Source organism: Streptomyces sp. NBC_00859, from assembly GCF_045161865.1.
Classification (GTDB): Bacteria; Actinomycetota; Actinomycetes; order Streptomycetales; family Streptomycetaceae; genus Streptomyces.
In genome coordinates, this window is record NZ_CP108826.1 from 4,885,586 (window position 1) to 4,903,780 (window position 18,195).

Annotated in this window: 12 protein-coding genes; 7 read left to right on the plus strand and 5 right to left on the minus strand. The window is 71.3% G+C overall.

The genetic code is table 11. From position 1 onward, the window contains the following. Positions 1 to 120 precede the first annotated feature (120 nt). Complete coding sequence (locus tag OG584_RS21390) at positions 121 to 1,461, plus strand: sensor histidine kinase (protein WP_405780085.1); 1,341 nt, start codon at positions 121 to 123, stop codon at positions 1,459 to 1,461. A gap of 332 nt (positions 1,462 to 1,793) precedes the next feature. On the opposite strand, the gene OG584_RS21395 is transcribed toward OG584_RS21390, so the two are convergent. Beyond that, positions 1,794 to 2,312 carry an SUKH-3 domain-containing protein gene (locus tag OG584_RS21395; protein ID WP_405780086.1) on the minus strand — a complete coding sequence of 173 codons (519 nt, stop codon included), beginning with the start codon at positions 2,310 to 2,312 and terminating at the stop codon, positions 1,794 to 1,796. Positions 2,313 to 2,322: 10 nt separating this feature from the next. Continuing rightward, positions 2,323 to 2,871: a YwqJ-related putative deaminase gene (locus OG584_RS21400; RefSeq protein ID WP_405780088.1), complete on the minus strand. Its 549-nt coding sequence runs from the start codon at positions 2,869 to 2,871 to the stop codon at positions 2,323 to 2,325. 261 nt (positions 2,872 to 3,132) lie between these two features. Here OG584_RS21400 and OG584_RS21405 point away from each other — a divergent pair, with 261 nt between their 5' ends. The 3 genes from OG584_RS21405 to OG584_RS21415 all read left to right on the plus strand — a co-directional run bounded on the left by OG584_RS21405 (position 3,133) and on the right by OG584_RS21415 (position 8,072). Next, positions 3,133 to 4,116, plus strand: coding sequence for an HNH endonuclease (locus tag OG584_RS21405; protein ID WP_405780089.1), 984 nt, complete (start codon positions 3,133 to 3,135; stop codon positions 4,114 to 4,116). Positions 4,117 to 4,123: 7 nt separating this feature from the next. Beyond that, positions 4,124 to 6,811 carry an SUKH-4 family immunity protein gene (locus OG584_RS21410; RefSeq protein WP_405780090.1) on the plus strand — a complete coding sequence of 896 codons (2,688 nt, stop codon included), beginning with the start codon at positions 4,124 to 4,126 and terminating at the stop codon, positions 6,809 to 6,811. A gap of 364 nt (positions 6,812 to 7,175) precedes the next feature. Continuing rightward, positions 7,176 to 8,072, plus strand: coding sequence for a cellulose-binding protein (locus OG584_RS21415; protein ID WP_405780092.1), 897 nt, complete (start codon positions 7,176 to 7,178; stop codon positions 8,070 to 8,072). Positions 8,073 to 8,384: 312 nt separating this feature from the next. On the opposite strand, the gene OG584_RS21420 is transcribed toward OG584_RS21415, so the two are convergent. Beyond that, complete coding sequence (locus OG584_RS21420; protein WP_405780094.1) at positions 8,385 to 8,777, minus strand: HIT family protein; 393 nt, start codon at positions 8,775 to 8,777, stop codon at positions 8,385 to 8,387. A gap of 687 nt (positions 8,778 to 9,464) precedes the next feature. Between OG584_RS21420 and OG584_RS21425 the strand changes: the two genes are divergently transcribed. Together OG584_RS21425 and OG584_RS21430 are read left to right on the plus strand one after the other, a co-directional pair. After that, positions 9,465 to 10,253: an ABC transporter ATP-binding protein gene (locus tag OG584_RS21425; protein WP_405780095.1), complete on the plus strand. Its 789-nt coding sequence runs from the start codon at positions 9,465 to 9,467 to the stop codon at positions 10,251 to 10,253. Then, a complete protein-coding gene (locus OG584_RS21430; protein ID WP_405780097.1) occupies positions 10,250 to 12,823 on the plus strand; it encodes an ABC transporter permease in 2,574 nt (857 codons plus the stop codon). Before OG584_RS21425 ends, OG584_RS21430 begins: the two co-directional genes overlap by 4 nt. Positions 12,824 to 13,268: 445 nt before the next feature. On the opposite strand, the gene OG584_RS21435 is transcribed toward OG584_RS21430, so the two are convergent. Both OG584_RS21435 and OG584_RS21440 read right to left on the minus strand, forming a co-directional pair. Next, complete coding sequence (locus OG584_RS21435) at positions 13,269 to 13,769, minus strand: hypothetical protein (RefSeq protein ID WP_405780099.1); 501 nt, start codon at positions 13,767 to 13,769, stop codon at positions 13,269 to 13,271. Continuing rightward, positions 13,762 to 14,253: a SigE family RNA polymerase sigma factor gene (locus tag OG584_RS21440; protein ID WP_405780101.1), complete on the minus strand. Its 492-nt coding sequence runs from the start codon at positions 14,251 to 14,253 to the stop codon at positions 13,762 to 13,764. The genes OG584_RS21435 and OG584_RS21440 overlap by 8 nt, the downstream gene beginning before the upstream one ends. Before the next feature lie 299 nt (positions 14,254 to 14,552). Between OG584_RS21440 and mfd the strand changes: the two genes are divergently transcribed. Continuing rightward, positions 14,553 to 18,092, plus strand: a complete 3,540-nt coding sequence (mfd, locus tag OG584_RS21445) for a transcription-repair coupling factor (RefSeq protein WP_405780103.1) — start codon at positions 14,553 to 14,555, stop codon at positions 18,090 to 18,092. Positions 18,093 to 18,195 lie beyond the last annotated feature (103 nt).

The window sequence follows — 18,195 nt, forward strand, 5'->3', positions numbered from 1 at the left end:
CGGACGTCCGGTTCGAAAGTCTGCTCGATTCACTGGATCGAGTGATCGGGGCGTATTGCACGTAACCTCCCGCATCGAAATTCGTGGGGTGGGAGAGCGCCCGCCCGTAGGCTGGATGCCATGACCGCAACGGGGGCGCAGGACGCCACGGCCACGGGGCTGACCACCCGTGGCTGGTGGTGGTGGGAGCGGCGGCGCGGTGCCGCGCTGGATGTGGGGCTGGGCGTCGTCTCGGCTCTTGAGTGCGGGTTGGAGGGTGTGGACTTCTCCGGGCAGGCCGGGCTGCCCGTGCCGTTCGGGGTGGTGTTCGGGCTGCTGGCTGGATTCGTACTGGTGCTGCGGCGGCGGTGGCCGATCGCGGTGGTGCTGGTGTCGATCGCCACGACGCCTGCCCAGATGGGTTTCCTGATGGGCATCATCGGGCTCTACACGCTCGCCGCTTCCGACGTGCCGCGCCGGCTGACCGGTGTGCTGACCGTGATGGCGACGGTCGGCACGCTCATCGTCACGTTCGTACGGCTGCGGCACGGTGTGGGCGCCGAGGACGGGAGTCCGGGGCCGCTGTTCGTGGTGCTCGGGTCGGTCTTCATGTCGCTGGGGCTGACGGCCCCGCCTGTGCTGTTCGGCCTGTACATAGGGGCGCGGCGCCGGCTGATGGAGAGCTTGCGGGAGCGGGCCGACAGTCTGGAGCGGGAGCTCTCGCTGCTGGCCGACCGGGCGGAGGAGCGGGCCGAATGGGCGCGCACCGAGGAGCGGACGCGGATCGCGCGGGAGATGCACGATGTGGTCGCGCACCGGGTGAGTCTGATGGTGGTGCATGCGGCGGCGCTGCAGGCGGTGGCGCTGAAGGATCCGGCGAAGGCGTCGAAGAACGCGGCGCTGGTGGGGGACATGGGGCGGCAGGCGCTGACCGAGTTGCGGGAGATGCTCGGCGTGCTGCGTTCGGGCGAGGCGGTGCGTGTCCCGGCGGCGGTTCCGCTGGCGGCTGTCGGGGTCGCGGCGGCCGCGGCTGCCGCGGCGGCGGGGGAGGACGGTCCTTGCCTGGATGAGCTGGAGGTGCTCGTCGGGGAGTCGCGGGCCGCGGGCATGGTGGTGGAGCTGCTGGTGGAGGGCGAGGCCGGGCCGTACGACGCGCTGGTCGAGCAGACCGCGTACCGGGTGGTTCAGGAGGCGCTCACCAATGTGCACAAGCATGCTGCGGGGGCGAAGACGCGGGTACGGCTCGCGCACCGGGGGACCGAGGTCGCTCTGCAGATCGAGAACGGTCCTTCGGATGCCGGGGCGGCCGACGCGGGACTGCCGAGCGGGGGGAACGGGTTGCTGGGGATGCGGGAGCGGGTGACCGCGCTGGGCGGGGTGTTCGTGTCGGGGCACACGGAGGCCGGGGGGTTCCGGGTGTCGGCGGTCCTGCCGGAGCGTCGGCCTGTTGCACGTGCCGAGGTGACGGACACGGCGATGTGACGGGCGTGCAGGGGTGACGGACGTGGCGACGTGGCGGACGTGTCGAGGTCACGGACGTGGTGGCGTGACGGACGTGCAGGGGTGACGGGCGTGCAGGGGTGACGGACGTGGCGACGTGGCGGACGTGTCGAGGTCACGGACGTGGTGGCGTGACGGGCGTGCAGGGGTGACGGGCGTGCAGGGGGTACGGACACGGCGACGTGACAGGCGTGCCGAGGTCACGGACCTGGGGACGTGACGGGCGTGCCGGGGTGGCGGGACGCGGTCACGTGACGGGGGCGGTGACGCGATGGGCGTAGGACGTCGCGGGGGCGTGGCCGTGGGCCGGGCTGCTATCCGGAGCCGAGCCTGACCGGCTGGAGGCCGGTGATGAGGGTGGCGAGGCCTTGGTCGATGTCGTGGCCCAGGTACCAGTCGCCGGTGTGGTCGATGCTGTAGATCCGTCCTTCGGAGTCGATCGCGAGCAGTGCTCGGCCGTCTCCTTCCTCGCCGAGCGGGGCGATCTCGGTGTCGAGTGCGCGGCCGAGGTCGGCGAGGGTGCGGGCGAGGTGCAGGCCACTGAGCGGGTCGATCCTGACCGGGGCGGGGGCTGTCTGGCGTCCGGGTGCGGGGCCGGTGATGCGCAGTCCGCCGAATTCGGCCCAGGCTTCGACGGCTGCGGGGAAGACCGCGTGCTGGTGGCCGGCGGGTGAGACGTGGGCGCGCAGGGTGTCGGCCCACTGTTCGGCGCCTCTGATGTCCCAGCGGCCCGGCAGCCAGCCTGCTTCGCGGAGTGCGGCGTCCACGGTTTCGGGGAAGCGGGTGCTCGGGGTGGCGGGTGCGTCCGGCACGTCCTGCGGGTGCGGCGGCATCGGCGGTGGTTCAGCCCTTCTCGGTGGTCGGGTCGACTGCGCGTACACCGAAGTGGGCGAGCATCGCCGTACAGGAGCGGCAGGGGGGTGCGTAGTTGCCGTGGAGGGGGTCGCCGTCCTCGCGGATGTGGCGGGCGGTGACTTTCGCGTGCTTCAGGGTGCGGCGTGCTTCGCCGTTGGTGAGGGGTTTGCGGGCGGCTCGTCTGGAGCGGGTTCCCTCGACGGCGGTGAGGTGGCGGGAGAGCAGGATCGCTTCGGGGCAGCGGCCGGTGAACCGTTCGCGCTGGCCGCTGGTGAGAGTGGTGAGGAAGTCCTGGACGAGCGGGTGGAGCGTGGGCGGCTGGTCGGCCTTGCCGGCGGTGGAGGTGAGGGTGTCGGCTCCGCGTACGGAGAGCGCGGCTGCGACTGTGGGGAGGATGCCGTCCCTGCGGTGGCGGAGTTCGGGCGGGCGGGATTCGGCACTGCTCCAGCGCAGGCGTGGGTCGCCGGACGGTCCCGGCGTTCCGGTCGGTCCGGGCGGCCCGGTCTGTGGCGATTGTGGTGTCTGTGCGGTGTGCATGGTCGTGCTACCCCTCCCACCCCGCGGCGGCTGCCGCCGGTGTTGCGCCCCCGTGTTGCGGGGTCAGCCTGCCAAATGGGGCGCCGGGTGGGGAAGCTGGGGCCTGTGATCGGGGTGTTGTATCGGCTCCCGGTCACTCGAACGTGACCGTCCGTTACGCCGGCGGGCAGGTGTCCGGCTGTGCGGTGGTGGGGCGGGTCCGCCCCTTGCACCACCGCATAGGCTGTCGTTCCAAGCCATTCGCAGCAGGGGGCAACCGCCATGACGACAGGTCGGCTCGGGCATCAAGCCGCGCCACCGAACGCGGCCTATGCCGGGCAGCTCGTAAGCTTCCCGGACCCGGTCCGGGCCGCGCGCCACCCTCGTGGGGTGCGGGTGGACGGGAACGGGTTTCCGGATTTCTCGCCCTACGCGCGTGCGGCCGCGGAGATAGCGGATCCGCCCGAGGGGTTCGGCGTCGATGAGCTGCGGCTCACGGACTATGTGTCGGCCAATGCCGCGCTGGCGGCTTCGGGACACGAGCTGTGGGACACGATCCCGGCGGTCGCGACGCCGCACGGCTGGACCTGGCACCACGTGCCGGGTGCGCGCCGGCTGGAGCTTGTGCCGGTCGAGGTCAAGGCGTTGCTGCGGCATCACGGAGGGCTCGCGACGGCGGCCGTCGATCAGAACAAGCGGGGTACGCGTCCGCTGCAGGACACCCGGCCGGTCCATTTCGGTCTGCCCAGGGGTTCGGCGGCGGTCGGCGAGCAGCTGGTGCTGGCTGCCGAGGAGGATCTGGGGTACCGGCTGCCTGCCGCGTACCGGTCGTTCCTCAAGGCGGCGGGTGGGTGTGCGCCGGTCGGTACGGCGCTGGACGCGGAGTTGGGGCTGCTGGTGGACCAGCCGTTCTTCACGGTGCGCGACGAGGCTGCGGTCAATGACCTGGTGTACGTCAACAAGTGTCTTCGGGACCATCTGACGAAGGATTACCTGGCGGTCGGTTTCGTCCAGGGCGGGATCGTCGCGGTGAAGGTCAAGGGCGGCGGGATCGGCACGGTCTGGTTCTGCGCGTACGACGATGCCCGCGACCAGGACGCGTGGCCGCCGCCGGAGCGGGTGGAGCGGCTGCTGTTGCCGTGCGGTGAGGATTTCGACGCGTTCCTGGAGCGTCTCGCGGGCAATCCGCCGGAGCTGGAGACAGTGGCGAACCTGATGGTAGACGGCGGCTTCGCGCAGGCCGTCCCGGTCCCGGCCGAGGGGTGAAGAGCCGATGGTGACGTTTGCGCAGGCGCAGGAGCGCGCGGAGGAATGGGTCAACGGGGACGTGCCCGCGTATCAGCACCGTGAGGTGCGGGTGCGGGAGTTCGAGCTCGGTTTCGTGGTGTGGGCGGAGGACCGGGCCGATGGTCCTTCGGGCGGTGGTGGCCGGCAGCGGCTGGTGATCGCGCGTGATGGCGGTGACGCGACGCTGTGGCCCGGTCTGCCGGTGGGTGAGGTGGTCCGGCGGTACGAGGAGGAGTACGGGGTGGCGGGCGAAGCGCCTGCTGCGCCGGAGCCGCCGCAGCGGATCGATCTGAATCAGACGTCGTTCCTGCTGACGCCGCCGGAGTGGTTGCAGGACGCGGCGGACAAGCTGGGGATTCCCGACCGCCGGTCCGGGGCGGGGCCCGGTTCGGAGGCCGGGGCCGGGCAGGGTGCCGGTGTGCCGGTTGCGGGCGGTAGTTGGGGTACGTCGGGTGGTTCGCCGTCGGCCGACGGCAGTGTGTCGCCGTCCTGGCCGGACGCAGGTGGTTCAGGTGGGTCGGGTGTGTCCGCCGGTGCCGGCGGGTCCACTGGCTCCGGGGTGCCCTCCGGTTCAGGTGGGGCCGGTGGTTCTGGTGGGGCCGGTGGTTCTGGTGGGGCCGATGGGGAACACGAGCCCACTGCCAATGAGGGTGTTCCGGCGGACGGGACTCCCTGGGCCGGGACCGACACCAACGGTGCTCCCGGGGGTGCGGACGGTTCGGTTCCGCTGCCGGCGACGGTTTTCGCACCGCCGCTGGCGGGTTCGGACGACGAGGGCTCCCCGCCGTCCGGTGTGGCACCCGAGGCCCGGACGGCGCTGATGTCCGGTGGCAGTGGACTGCCCAGGACGACGGTCGCGCCCGCGCTCGACGGGTCCGGGCAGCCGCCGCAGCAGCCCTCTCAGCCGCAGCAGCCTTCTCAGCCGCAGCCGCAGCCGTTGCCCCAGCCGCCGTCGCAGGTTCCGGCGCCTCAGCCGGGTGTGCCCGGACCGTTCGCGGCCGGGCAGGTTCCGGGCCGGGTCCCCGGTCCTGGGCCGGACGGCGCGTCCGGCTCAGGTGATATCTCCGACGCCGCGACCAGTAAGGCCGTGGCGCCCCCGCGGGTACCCCGGGGCGCTCGGGGCAGCGGTGTGACCACGCCGCCCCCGCCCGGTGCTCCGGGAACCCCGGGTGCGCGGCCGGACGCGGCTCCGCCGCTGCCGCCGGGTGTTCCGGCCGAGGGTTACGTACGGACTCAGATGGTCTCGAACCTCGGCCCCGAAGGGCCGCAGCAGCCCGGTCCGCCCGGCGCCCCGCAGCCTCATGGTCAGCAGCCGCCGGGCCCGCCCGGTCCGCCTCCGCCCCCGGGCGCGAGTGCGGGTGGTGGTGTGCACCATGCCGCGACGATGCTGGCGGGCCCGAGTCTCGGTGGCCAGGGCAGTCTCGGCGGGGCCAGGCCTACGAGTGGTCCGCCCCAGCCTCCGGGGCCGCCCGGCATGCCCGGTGCGGGTGCGCCCCAGCCGCCCGGCCCGCCGGGCCGGCCGGGTCAGGCCGGTCCGCCTTCCAGTGGGGGTGGCGGTGGGGATGTGCACCACGCGGCCACCATGCTGGCCGGTCCGGGAGTGGGCGCTCCGCAGCCCGGTCCGGTGCCGCCGCCGGGTCCGGTGCCGCCGCCGCAGGGCGCCGCGTACGGGTATCCGCAGCAGCCCCCCAGCGGGGTGCCGACGGTGGGCCCCGGCTATCAGGCCGTGCTGCGCTACCGCGCGCAGGACGGGTCCGAGCAGCAGCTCATCCGCCGTTCGGCGCCCGGCACGCCGCACCCGGAGTGGCAGATGCTGCATGAGCTGCGGGCCATGAACGTGCCGCCGCAGCAGGTCATCGAGCTGCATACCGAGCTGGAGTCGTGTGAGCTGCCCGGTGGGTACTGCGCGCGGATGATCCGGGAGACCTGGCCGCAGGTGCGGATCACCAGCGTCGCCCCGTACGGCAGGGACCACGCCAGCCGTCAGCAGGGCATGCAGCACCTGCTGACTCATCAGGGTGAGCTGCATCAGGTCGCGGACGGTCCGGCGCGGCCGGCCCCGGTGCGGGCTCCGCTGCCGGCGGTGCAGCCGGTGCCGCCGATCCCGCCTGAGGGCGTCGCGCACGAGCTGGTGCAGGCGTTCGGGCCGCAGGGTGTCTTCCGTTTCGATCAGCGGGCCGTGTCCCGCCAGGGTGTGCCGGAGGTCGTGGCGCAGACGCTGGTGTGGGCCGGGCTGCCGGTGGACTTCGGGCCGTTCTTCTGGGCGCAGGCGGTGCCGGGGCAGCCCGTTCCGACGCTTGCTGAGCTGGCTGCGCAGCGTCAGGTGCAGCCCGCGTCGGACGCGGGCTCGTATCTGGTGATGGGTTCGGACTTCGGCCGGGCGATCTGTGTGCAGTACGGGACGGCGAATATTGTGGCCGTGCCGGTGGAGGCGGGGCCGGGCGGTCAGCCGGTGGCGCCGCAGTTCGTGAACTCCGGGCTGCCCGAGTTCGTAAGGTCGCTGGCGCTGCTGGGCCGGATGTGGCGGCTGCGCTTCGGCCTCAATCCGGAACAGGCGGGCCGGTGGACGGTTGATTTCCAGGCGCAGCTGATGATGCTGGATCCGGCGGCGCTCGGTTCGCCGGAGAGCTGGTGGTCGGTCCTGCTGGAGCAGATGTGGGACGGGCTGATCTGACGCGTCCGGCGTAGATCCTGGCACGCTCCGGTACGCCGTTCGAGGCGCCCGGCCGCAGATTTCGCGGCCGGGCGCCTCTGCCGTGTGCGCGGGTACCGGCCGGTGGCTGCCGTGTGTCCGGGAGGCGGGCATACGGGGCCGGGGCCGGTCCTGGCGTACGGATGCGGGTCCTCCCCGGCGGATTTGGGTCCGAAATCAGCCGTCTGGGACGGCGATGCCGACTTCCTGCGCCGGGTACCGCATCCTGGGGGGATGGGATGGGCGGAGTGTCGCGGTATGGGCATTTCGCGATGATCTACGAAGATGTGCGCCGGGCCGCGTGGAGCGTCCTGTCTCGCATCGTGTTCGAAGAGGGGCTTGAAGGATGAGTTCAGCAGCGGTGTCACCTCATGGCTTCACCGGCGTGCGGGGCCGCGGGTACCGGCCCGAGCAGGTCGACGGGTTCGTCGCGGGTCTCTCGGACGAACGGGACGGGGCGTGGGAGCGCGCGGCGCGGCTGACCGTACTCATGAAGGAGATGGAGGCCGACTCGGCGGCGCTGGCCGAGCGGGTGGCCGGGCTCGCCCCGCAGACGTACGAGACGCTGGGTGAGCGGGCCCGGACGCTGATCGCGCTGGTCACGGAGGAGGCCGCCGGGCTGCACAGTGATGCGCTGGCGGCGGCGCAGCTGCTCCACGAGGAGGTCGGTGCGGCGGAGCGGACGCTGCGGGACGCGGCGCGTGCGGACGCTGACGCGGCTCTGGCTGCCGCGGAGGCGCACGCCCAGCAGGTGCTGGCCGCGGCGCAGGGGACTTCCGAAGAGCTGCGGATCGGATCGCGCAAGGACGCGAAGCTGTGGCGCGCCGAGGCGCTGGGTGTGCTGCGGGAGATGCGTGAGCGTACTGCGGCGGCGCTGGCGGAGCTGGAGAAGGAGCACGGTGAGCGCGCCGATGCGGCCGATCGTGAACTGGCCGCCAGGGAAAGTGATTTCGATGCCCGTCACGCGGATCTGATCGCCCGCGCCGAGGCCCGCCTCGCGGAGGCGCACCGGGTGCTGGCGGCGACGGAGGAGTCGGCGCGGCACGGTCAGGAGGACGCGGACGCGCGGGCGGCGGAGCTGATCGCGCATGCCGGTGTGCGTGCGGAGCGGACGGAGCGCGAGACGGAGCGGGTGCTCCGCGAGAACGGTGAGGCGCAGGAGGAGCTGCGGGCGCACATGTCCCATGTGCGGAGCAGCCTGGCCTCGCTGACGGGCAAGGCGACGGCCGCCGACGGCAGCTGAGCTGTGGCCCTTGCCCCCACGCCGCGCGGTTGGGAGGGGCGGGGCCGCAGGCGTCGCTCGGGGGCGGTGGGGGGAGCGCTTCGGCCGCGCCGGCGCTTCAGGCCGGTGCTGCCGGGCCACGCCGGACCAGGTCGAGCTGACCGGTGAGCGCGGGGAGGCCCGTGCGCGCGGTGCTGCGGTCCCGTGCTTCGGGGGGCACGGAGGCACCTCGCCGTTCCAGTGCCGTCGGCGTGGCGCGGGCCCGCGCTTCGGACATGGCTACGGGGCCGGTCCCTGCCGTGGGTGGCTCCGTACAGGCAAACGGGCCCTCGCTCAGTTTCCGTGATTGGTCACTGAGCGTTCAGGTGGCGGCTTGAGCCGGGTGTGGAGGGAGCGCGCGATTCCATCCACCAGGTCAGCTGCCACTCGTTGTTGTGCGGGCCGCCTGAGTAGTTCGAATACACCTGGTCCACGCAGTTCCGGAGACAGGCTGGCCATGCGGGGCATCACGTGGAAGTGCACATGTGCGAAGCCCTCGGCCTCGGCGAACCGTGCCACATAGGTCTTCACGCAGCCCGTCACATCGTGGAGTGCTCGGGACAACCGCACCTGCCACGTCCCCAGCGTTGTTGCCTCGGCGTCGGTGAGTTCATGCACCGCTGTGACGTGGCGCCGAGGCAGCAGGACGAGCCGGCCGGGGAGAGCGGTGTCGAAAGCGTGAACCACCCGCCAATGCTGATCGAAGCGATCCGCTCGCTGAGTGGTGACCCGTCCAGGCGGGCCTCCTGGCTGCACGTGTAGCACTCCGGTGTCATGGCCGGAGCGTAGGCCGTGTCACCGCCGCTCACTGGCCACTCGAACGGAACGGCGGCCCGCTGTGTGGGGCCACGCCAGGAGGACTTGTGTAGCAGGAGATTCCCGCGCGAAAGCGCGTCAGAACCCGCTCTCGTGAACAGAGCCACTGTGTGCGAGGGCGGAGAAGGCGTACGGCACGGCCGACCCAACAGGCCCTGGCCGGTTTCAGGTTGATGTTCCGGTGCGGTGGCTGTGCCCCGTGCCCGCGGTGCGTGGCCCACACCGCGTTCCCCGTACATCTTTCCGGGGCCGCCGGGCGCGCCGCCCTTGAGCCTCCGGCGGCGTCAGGGCCGGTCTTCCCTGAGGGCCGGTCCTCCTGGAGGCGGAGGCCCCCTAGGGACCGACCCCGACTTATGCCCCGGCGGCGTTCGTCCCGGCGGAGGACGTGACGGGGCGGGCTGTTCCTTAGCGTTTGTTTATGGCCGCCCGTAGCGGCGGGGGTGGGGAAAACCCCAGGGCGAATGCGGAGACGTGCACCAGTGCGCCCGGATGCCCGGATCGACAGACTTCATACGTACCTGCCGACAAGTACGGCGGGACCGACATAGGAGACTTACCGTGACAACGGCTGTGACCATTCCCAGGCACGGGGGCACTGGAGGGCGTACGGCCGTTGCCGCGCGAGCGCGTCAGGTCGTCAAGGCGTACGGGACGGGGGAGACCCGGGTCGTCGCGCTCGACCACGTCGATGTGGACATCGCCCGGGGCCAGTTCACCGCGATCATGGGCCCGTCGGGCTCCGGCAAATCGACGCTGATGCACTGCCTCGCCGGTCTCGACACGGTGAGCGGCGGGCAGATCCATCTGGACGAGACCGAGATCACCGGGCTCAAGGACAAGAAGCTCACCCAGCTGCGCCGGGACCGTATCGGTTTCATCTTCCAGGCGTTCAACCTGCTGCCCACGCTCAACGCCATCGAGAACATCACGCTGCCGATGGACATCGCGGGGCGCAGGCCGGATGCTCAGTGGCTGCGTCAGGTCGTGGAGACCGTGGGTCTCGCGGACCGGCTGAAGCACCGGCCGACGGAGCTCTCCGGGGGGCAGCAGCAGCGGGTCGCCGTGGCGCGTGCGCTGGCCGCACAGCCCGAGATCATCTTCGGTGACGAGCCGACGGGCAACCTCGACTCCCGTGCCGGCGCCGAGGTGCTCGGCTTCCTGCGCAAGTCGGTCTCCGAGCTGGGCCAGACCATCGTGATGGTCACGCACGACCCGGTGGCGGCCTCGTACGCGGACCGGGTGCTCTACCTCGCGGACGGCAGGATCGTGGACGAGATGTACGGCCCCACGGCCGACCAGGTCCTCGACCGGATGAAGGACTTCGACGCGCGCGGGCGGACGTCATGACCGTCTGGAAGACCTCGATGCGCAACTTCCTCGCGCACAAGGGGCGGATGGCGCTCTCCGCCGTAGCGGTCCTGCTGTCGGTCGGCTTCGTGTGCGGCACGCTCGTATTCACCGACACCATGAACAGCACGTTCGACAAGCTCTTCGCCGCCACCGCGGCGGATGTCACCGTCAGCCCCAAGACGGCCAAGGGCGCCGCAGACAGCAATCAGAACGCCAAGCCGAAGTCGCTGCCCGCATCAGCGGTGCGGCAGGTGGCGAAGGCCGACGGGGTGCGGTCGGCGCAGGGTTCGGTCACCAGCATGAGCGTGACGGTCGTCGACGGTCACAACAAGGACATGGGCTCCAGCAACGGCGCTCCGACGATCGCCGGCAACTGGACGGCCAACGAGACCAAGTCGATGGAGATCACCTCGGGCCATGCGCCGCGCGGCCCGACCGAGGTGATGGTCGACGCGGACACGGCGAAGAAGCATCACCTCAGGCTCGGTGACGAGCTGCGCACCATCTCCGTCACGGGTGACACCAGGGCCCGCATCTGCGGTATCGCCGCGTTCAAGGTGACCAACCCCGGTGCGGCCGTCGTGTACTTCGACACCGCCACCGCGCAGCACGAGCTGCTCGGCGGGACGGGCCTCTTCACGAGCATCGCGGTCAACGCCGAGTCCGGTGTCAGTGACGCCCGGCTGAAGCAGAACGTGGCAGCGGTGCTGCACGGCCCGTACAAGTTCGAGACGCAGAAGGAGAACGCGGACTCCAACCGTTCCCAGGTCGGCTCGTTCCTCGACGTGATGAAGTACGCGATGCTCGGATTCGCCGGGATCGCCTTCCTCGTCGGCATCTTCCTGATCATCAACACCTTCTCGATGCTGGTCGCCCAGCGCACCCGTGAGATCGGCCTGATGCGAGCCCTCGGCTCCAGCCGCAAGCAGGTGAACCGCTCGGTGCTGGTCGAGGCGCTGCTGCTCGGTGTCTTCGGTTCGATCCTCGGTGTCGGCGCCGGAGTCGGCCTCGCGGTCGGGCTGATGAAGGTGATGAGCGCCGTCGGCATGGAGCTGTCCACGGATGACCTGACGGTCAAGTGGACGACTCCGGTCGTCGGCATGCTGCTCGGTGTCATCGTGACGATCGTCGCCGCGTACGTACCGGCCCGCCGGGCCGGGAAGATCTCACCGATGGCCGCACTGCGGGATTCCGGGATGCCCGCCGACGGCAGGGCGGGACGGCTCAGGGCAGCGATCGGTCTGGTGCTGACCGGCGCCGGTGCGGCGGCTCTGCTCGGGGCGGCCGCAGCGGACAAGTCCAGTCAGGGGTCGCTGTACCTCGGCCTCGGCGTCGTCCTCACACTCATCGGCTTCGTGGTCATCGGCCCGCTGCTCGCAGGTGTGGTGGTCCGTGGGATCAGCTCCGTCGTGCTGCGGATGTTCGGCCCGGTCGGGCGGATGGCCGAGCGCAACGCGCTGCGCAACCCGCGGCGCACGGGGGCGACGGGCGCTGCTCTCATGATCGGGCTCGCGCTGGTCGCATGTCTGTCGGTCGTCGGTTCGTCGATGGTGGCCTCGGCCACCGACGAGCTCGACAAGTCGGTCGGCGCGGACTTCATCGTCCAGGGCAGCAGCGGCCAGCTGATCGTGCCGCAGGCCCAGAAGGCTCTCGCAACGGCGCCCGGTATCGAGCACGTCACCAACTACAAGGCGCTCGACTCCAGACTGACCGCGCCCGACGGGAAGAGCGAGGACGAGTCCGTCATCGCAGCCGACCCGACGTACGCCCAGGACCTGCGGCGCGAGACCGTCGCGGGCGACCTCTCGGCGGCGTACGGCAAGGACGCCATGTCCGTCGGCGACGCCTACGCCAAGAAGCACCGCATCAAGGTCGGTGACACCATGTCCGTGGCGTTCAGGAGCGGCCGGACGGCGAAACTGACGATCGCGGCCATCACCTCCGACGACACGAGCGTCGACAAGGGCGCGATGTACCTGAACATCACGACGGCCGCGCGGTACGTGCCGGCCGACCGGATGCCGCCGAACGTCATCATGTTCGCCAAGGCCAAGGACGGCCAGGAGAAGGCCGCTTACGCCGGACTGAAGAAGTCACTGGCCAGGTACCCGCAGTACAAGGTGCAGGACCAGACCGACTTCAAGCAGGACCTGAAGGACCAGATCGGACAGCTGCTGAACATCGTGTACGGGCTCCTTGCCCTGGCGATCATCGTCGCGGTGCTCGGTGTGGTGAACACGCTGGCCCTGTCGGTCGTCGAGCGGACCAGGGAGATCGGCCTGATGCGGGCGATCGGCCTCTCGCGGCGGCAGCTGCGCCGGATGATCCGGCTGGAGTCGGTGGTCATCGCGCTCTTCGGCGCACTGCTCGGCCTGGGGCTCGGGATGGGCTGGGGCACATCGGCCCAGAAGATCCTCGCCCTGGAGGGCATGGGGGTCCTGGAGATCCCGTGGACCACGATCGGCACGGTCTTTGTGGCCTCGGCGTTCGTGGGCCTGTTCGCCGCCCTGATCCCGGCGTTCCGGGCGGGCCGGATGAACGTGCTGAACGCGATCGCGACCGACTGACGAGCGCGACCGGCTGACGGTCTCGGGCGGGCTGCACGGCCCGGCCGGGCGAAACCCGGCTGGACCGACTCGACTCGGTCCGACTCGGAGCGGTCGGAACGGTCTGGGCCGACTCGGCAGGGCGTGGAGCGTCTCGGACCGACTCGGAATGGAGCGGTTCAGCCCGCCTCGGCCCAGGCTGCTCCGTCCTGTTCGGACTGGTCCGGGGGCCAAGTGCCGGGGGATGCGGGGATGGGGGATACGGGGAACGGGGAAGGTTCGGCCCCGGTGGGCGCCAGGCGCGTCTGCCGGGGCCGGGCCGTGTCCGGCGCCCCGGATGTCCGCTCGGATACCGGTCCGCCCGGTTGCCCGACACTGCCGCCGATGTCCGCCGACGCGGCCGCCGGCGGCTCCGCCCTGCCGGGCCGGGAGGGCGTGTGCGTCCGCCGGGGGCGTGGACGGAGGGTCAGGTGGGTGAGGGCGACCACGGGGGTGAGGTCACCGGCGCTGTGGGGGTCGTCCTCGCGGTGCCGGTGGGCCTGGCGCCGGTGGTACGCGGCGGTGTGTCCGGGCCGGGGGGCAGGCTCGGGCGTTCGCTGCGCGGGGAGTGGCGCGGGCTCGGTGGCGCGGCGGGGAGCGCGGGGGCGCCGGGCTGGAGCTGCAGCACGGCCACCACGACACCACTGGCCAGGACACACACGGTGGTGGCGGCGGCCGATGCCAGGACCCGGCGCCTGCGTCTGGCGCCCCGTGCCGAGACGAGTGCGGCAGGTACGGGCACCGCCGTGCGGCCCGCCGATTCCGCCGCCTGCTTCATCGCGCGGGCCAGGGCGCGGTCGGCCCCGTGGCCGGGCCCGTGCGGCTCTCCCTGCCCGCTCCGGCCGTTCTGGTGGTTCGGCTCGTTCCTGTCGCTGTTCGTGTTCGCGCGGCCGTACTCGTACGGGTGCTGGTACTCGGTCTCAGACACCGTGCTCCTCCTCGGAGAGATGCGGCGCGAGCGAAGCGCGGGCTCGGGAGAGATGGGTCTTGACCGTCCCCGCCGATATCCCCGTCTCGGCGGCCACCTGCTCGACGGTCAAGTCGCACACGTAGTGCAGCACCGCCACCCGACGCTGCCGCTCGCTCAGCTGCCGCAGAGCGGAGACCATCGCGACGGTGCCCGGATCGGGCTCGGGCGCGGTCGAGGGGCGGGTGTCGCTGTGACGGCGCCAGGCATCGGCGCTCCGGCCGCGCCTGCGCCAGCGGCTCACCGCGAGCCGCCAGGCGACCGTTCGTATCCACGCCTCGGGGCCCGCTTCGCGGTACAGCGCGGACCGCCGGCCCCAGGCCCGTACGAACGCCTCCTGGACCACGTCCTGGGCCTCATGGAGGTCGCCGGTCATCAGGTAGACCTGTCCCACCAGCTGTTTCGCGGAGTGAGCGTAGAACTCCTCGAACTCCTCGACGGTCATGCGGCTCCCCGGACGTGGACAGTTCTCTGACGTGGACAGGTGTCATGGAGGAATACGGTCAGGAGGCCGGTCCGGTTGACACGGCACGCCGACTTCTTCGCGAAGTCGTACGCTGGGGAGCCCCGGCCCGTGACACGTGTCGGGCCCTTCGCGTTGCGCCCCGCACCACCCGCACCACCCGCACCACCCGCACCACCCGCACCACCCGCACCACCCGCACCACCCGCACCACCCGCACGATGCCCGTCTCTGCCCGCCACCACCTGATTCTCCGGATCCACCGGACGGAAAGCGTTCCCATGAGCCTGCACGGTCTGCTCGATGCCGCCATCTCGGATCCCGCGCTCGCCGAAGCGGTGAAGGCCGCCGGCGACGGGCACCGGATGCATGTCGATCTGGTCGGCCCGCCCGCCGCCCGGCCCTTCGCCGTGGCCGCGCTGGCCCGCGAGACCCGCCGTACGGTGCTGGCGGTGACCGCCACCGGCCGTGAGGCCGAGGACCTGGCCGCCGCGCTGCGCTCGCTCTTCCCGGCGGACCAGGAGGACGCGGTGGTGGAGTACCCGTCGTGGGAGACGCTCCCGCACGAGCGGCTCTCGCCCCGGTCCGACACCGTGGGCCGCCGGATCGCGGTCCTGCGCAGGCTGGCGCACCCGCGCTCCGACGACCCGTCCGCCGGTCCGGTCAGCGTGGTCGTCGCGCCGATCAGGTCCGTACTCCAGCCGCAGGTCAAGGGGCTCGGCGACCTGGAACCGGTGGCGCTGCGATCGGGTTCGTCCGCCGACCTGATGGAGATCACCGAGGCGCTGGCCGCTGCCGCGTACGCGCGAGTGGAACTGGTCGAGAAGCGTGGTGAGTTCGCCGTCAGGGGCGGCATCCTCGATGTGTTCCCGCCGACCGAGGAGCACCCCCTCCGGGTGGAGTTCTGGGGCGACGAGATCGAGGAGATCCGTTACTTCAAGGTCGCGGACCAGCGTTCCCTGGAGATCGCCGAGCACGGTCTGTGGGCGCCGCCCTGCCGGGAACTCCTGCTGACCGACGACGTGCGGGAGCGGGCCGCCGCGCTGGCGCTGGCGCACCCGGAGCTGGCCGAGCTGCTCGACAAGATCGCGGAGGGGATCGCCGTCGAGGGCATGGAGTCGCTGGCTCCGGTCCTGGTCGACGACATGGAGCTGCTGATCGATGTGCTGCCCGCCGGTTCGATGGCGGTGGTCTGCGACCCGGAGCGGGTCCGGAGCAGGGCGGCCGACCTGGTGGCGACCTCGCAGGAGTTCCTGCAGGCGTCGTGGGCGGCGACCGCCGGTGGCGGGGACGCCCCCATCGATGTGGGGGCCGCCTCGCTCCGGGGTATCGCCGAGGTCCGCGACCGGGCGCGTGAGCTGGGCATGATGTGGTGGGCGGTGAGCCCGTTCGCCGCGGACGAGGACATCGCCGACGACATGATCAAGCTGGGGATGCACGCCCCGGAGACGTACCGCGGCGACACCGCGCGGGCCCTCGCCGACACCAAGGGCTGGATCGCCGACGGCTGGCGCACGGTGTATCTCACGGAGGGCCACGGCCCGGCGAGCCGCACCGTCGAGGTCCTCGGCGGCGAGGGCATCGCGGCCCGGCTGGACGCCGACCTCGCCGAGCTGACGCCCTCGGTCGTGCACGTCTCGTGCGGCTCCATCGACCACGGGTTCATCGACCCGGCGATCAAGCTCGCGGTCCTCTCCGAGACCGATCTGACAGGACAGCGCACCGCGTCCAAGGACCTGGGCCGGATGCCGGTGCGGCGCCGGAAGTCCATCGACCCGCTGACGCTGGAGACGGGCGACTTCATCGTCCACGAACAGCACGGTGTGGGCCGCTACATCGAGATGGTGCAGCGCACGGTGCAGGGCGCGACCCGTGAGTACCTGCTCGTCGAGTACGCCCCGGCCAAGCGCGGCCAGCCCGGCGACCGGCTGTACATCCCCACCGACCAGCTGGAGCAGGTCACCAAGTACGTGGGCGGCGAGGCGCCGACGCTGCACCGGCTCGGCGGCTCGGACTGGACGAAGACCAAGGCGCGCGCCAAGAAGGCGGTCAAGGAGATCGCCGGGGACCTGATCAAGCTCTACTCGGCGCGGATGGCGGCGCCCGGCCACTCCTTCGCCCAGGACACTCCGTGGCAGCGGGAGCTGGAGGACGCCTTCCCGTACGTGGAGACGCCCGACCAGCTCTCCACGATCGCCGAGGTCAAGGAGGACATGGAGAAGACGGTCCCGATGGACCGGCTGATCTGCGGCGACGTCGGCTACGGCAAGACCGAGATCGCGGTGCGTGCCGCATTCAAGGCGGTCCAGGACGGCAAGCAGGTCGCGGTCCTGGTCCCGACGACGCTCCTGGTGCAGCAGCACTTCGGCACGTTCACCGAGCGGTACGCGCAGTTCCCCGTCGTCGTGCGTGCGCTGAGCCGCTTCCAGTCGGACAGCGAGGCGAAGGCGACCCTGGAGGGCCTGCGGGACGGCTCGGTCGACATGGTCATCGGCACGCACCGGCTGTTCTCGTCGGAGACGAAGTTCAAGGACCTGGGCCTGGTCATCGTCGACGAGGAGCAGCGGTTCGGTGTCGAGCACAAGGAGCAGCTGAAGAAGCTCCGCGCCAACGTCGACGTCCTGACGATGTCCGCGACGCCCATCCCCCGTACGCTCGAAATGGCCGTGACCGGCATCCGTGAGATGTCGACCATCACGACGCCCCCGGAGGAGCGGCACCCGGTGCTGACCTTCGTCGGCCCGTACGAGGAGAAGCAGATCGGCGCCGCCGTCCGCCGTGAACTGCTCCGCGAGGGGCAGGTGTTCTACATCCACAACCGGGTCGACTCGATCGACCGTGCCGCGGCCCGGCTGCGTGAGATCGTTCCGGAGGCGCGCATCCAGACGGCGCACGGGCAGATGGGCGAGAGCGCCCTGGAGCAGGTCGTCGTCGACTTCTGGGAGAAGAAGTTCGACGTCCTGGTCTCCACGACGATCGTGGAGTCCGGCATCGACATCGCGAACGCCAACACGCTGATCGTGGAGCGCGGTGACAACTTCGGTCTCTCGCAGCTGCACCAGCTGCGCGGCCGGGTGGGCCGCGGCCGCGACCGCGGCTACGCGTACTTCCTGTACCCGCCGGAGAAGCCGCTGACGGAGACCGCGCACGAGCGGCTCGCGACGATCGCGCAGCACACCGAGATGGGTGCGGGCATGTACGTCGCGATGAAGGACCTGGAGATCCGCGGCGCGGGCAACATGCTCGGTGGCGAGCAGTCGGGTCATATCGCGGGTGTCGGCTTCGACCTGTACATCCGGATGGTCGGTGAGGCGGTGGCCGACTACCGTACGGCGGTCGACGGGGGAGTGGAGGAGGAGCAGCCGCTGGAGGTCAAGATCGAGCTGCCGGTCGACGCGCACGTCCCCCACGAGTACGCGCCCGGTGAGCGGCTGCGCCTGCAGGCATACCGCTCGATCGCCTCCGCCACCACGGAGGAGGACATCAGGGCGGTGCGCGAGGAACTCACGGACCGGTACGGCAAGCTGCCCGAACAGGTCGAGAACCTGCTGCTCGTGGCGGGTCTGCGGATGCTGGCGCGGGCCTGCGGGGTCGGCGAGATCGTCCTTCAGGGGTCCAACATCCGGTTCGCGCCGGTGGAGCTGCGGGAGTCCCAGGAGCTGCGGCTCAAGCGGCTCTACCCCCGTACGGTCATCAAGGCGGCGGCCCATCAGATCCTGGTGCCGCGCCCGACGGCCGGGAAGATCGGCGGGAAGCCGGTGGTCGGCCGCGAACTCCTCTCGTGGACCGGGGAGTTCCTGGCGTCGATCCTGGGGGCGTGAGGCAGGGGTCCGGCGTTCCCTTGGCGGAGGCGCGCCCGTCGGACGGACAAAGCGGTTGATCACCCCCGGAAAGCTACAATCACCGCGTTTGTCTCGGCTGTCG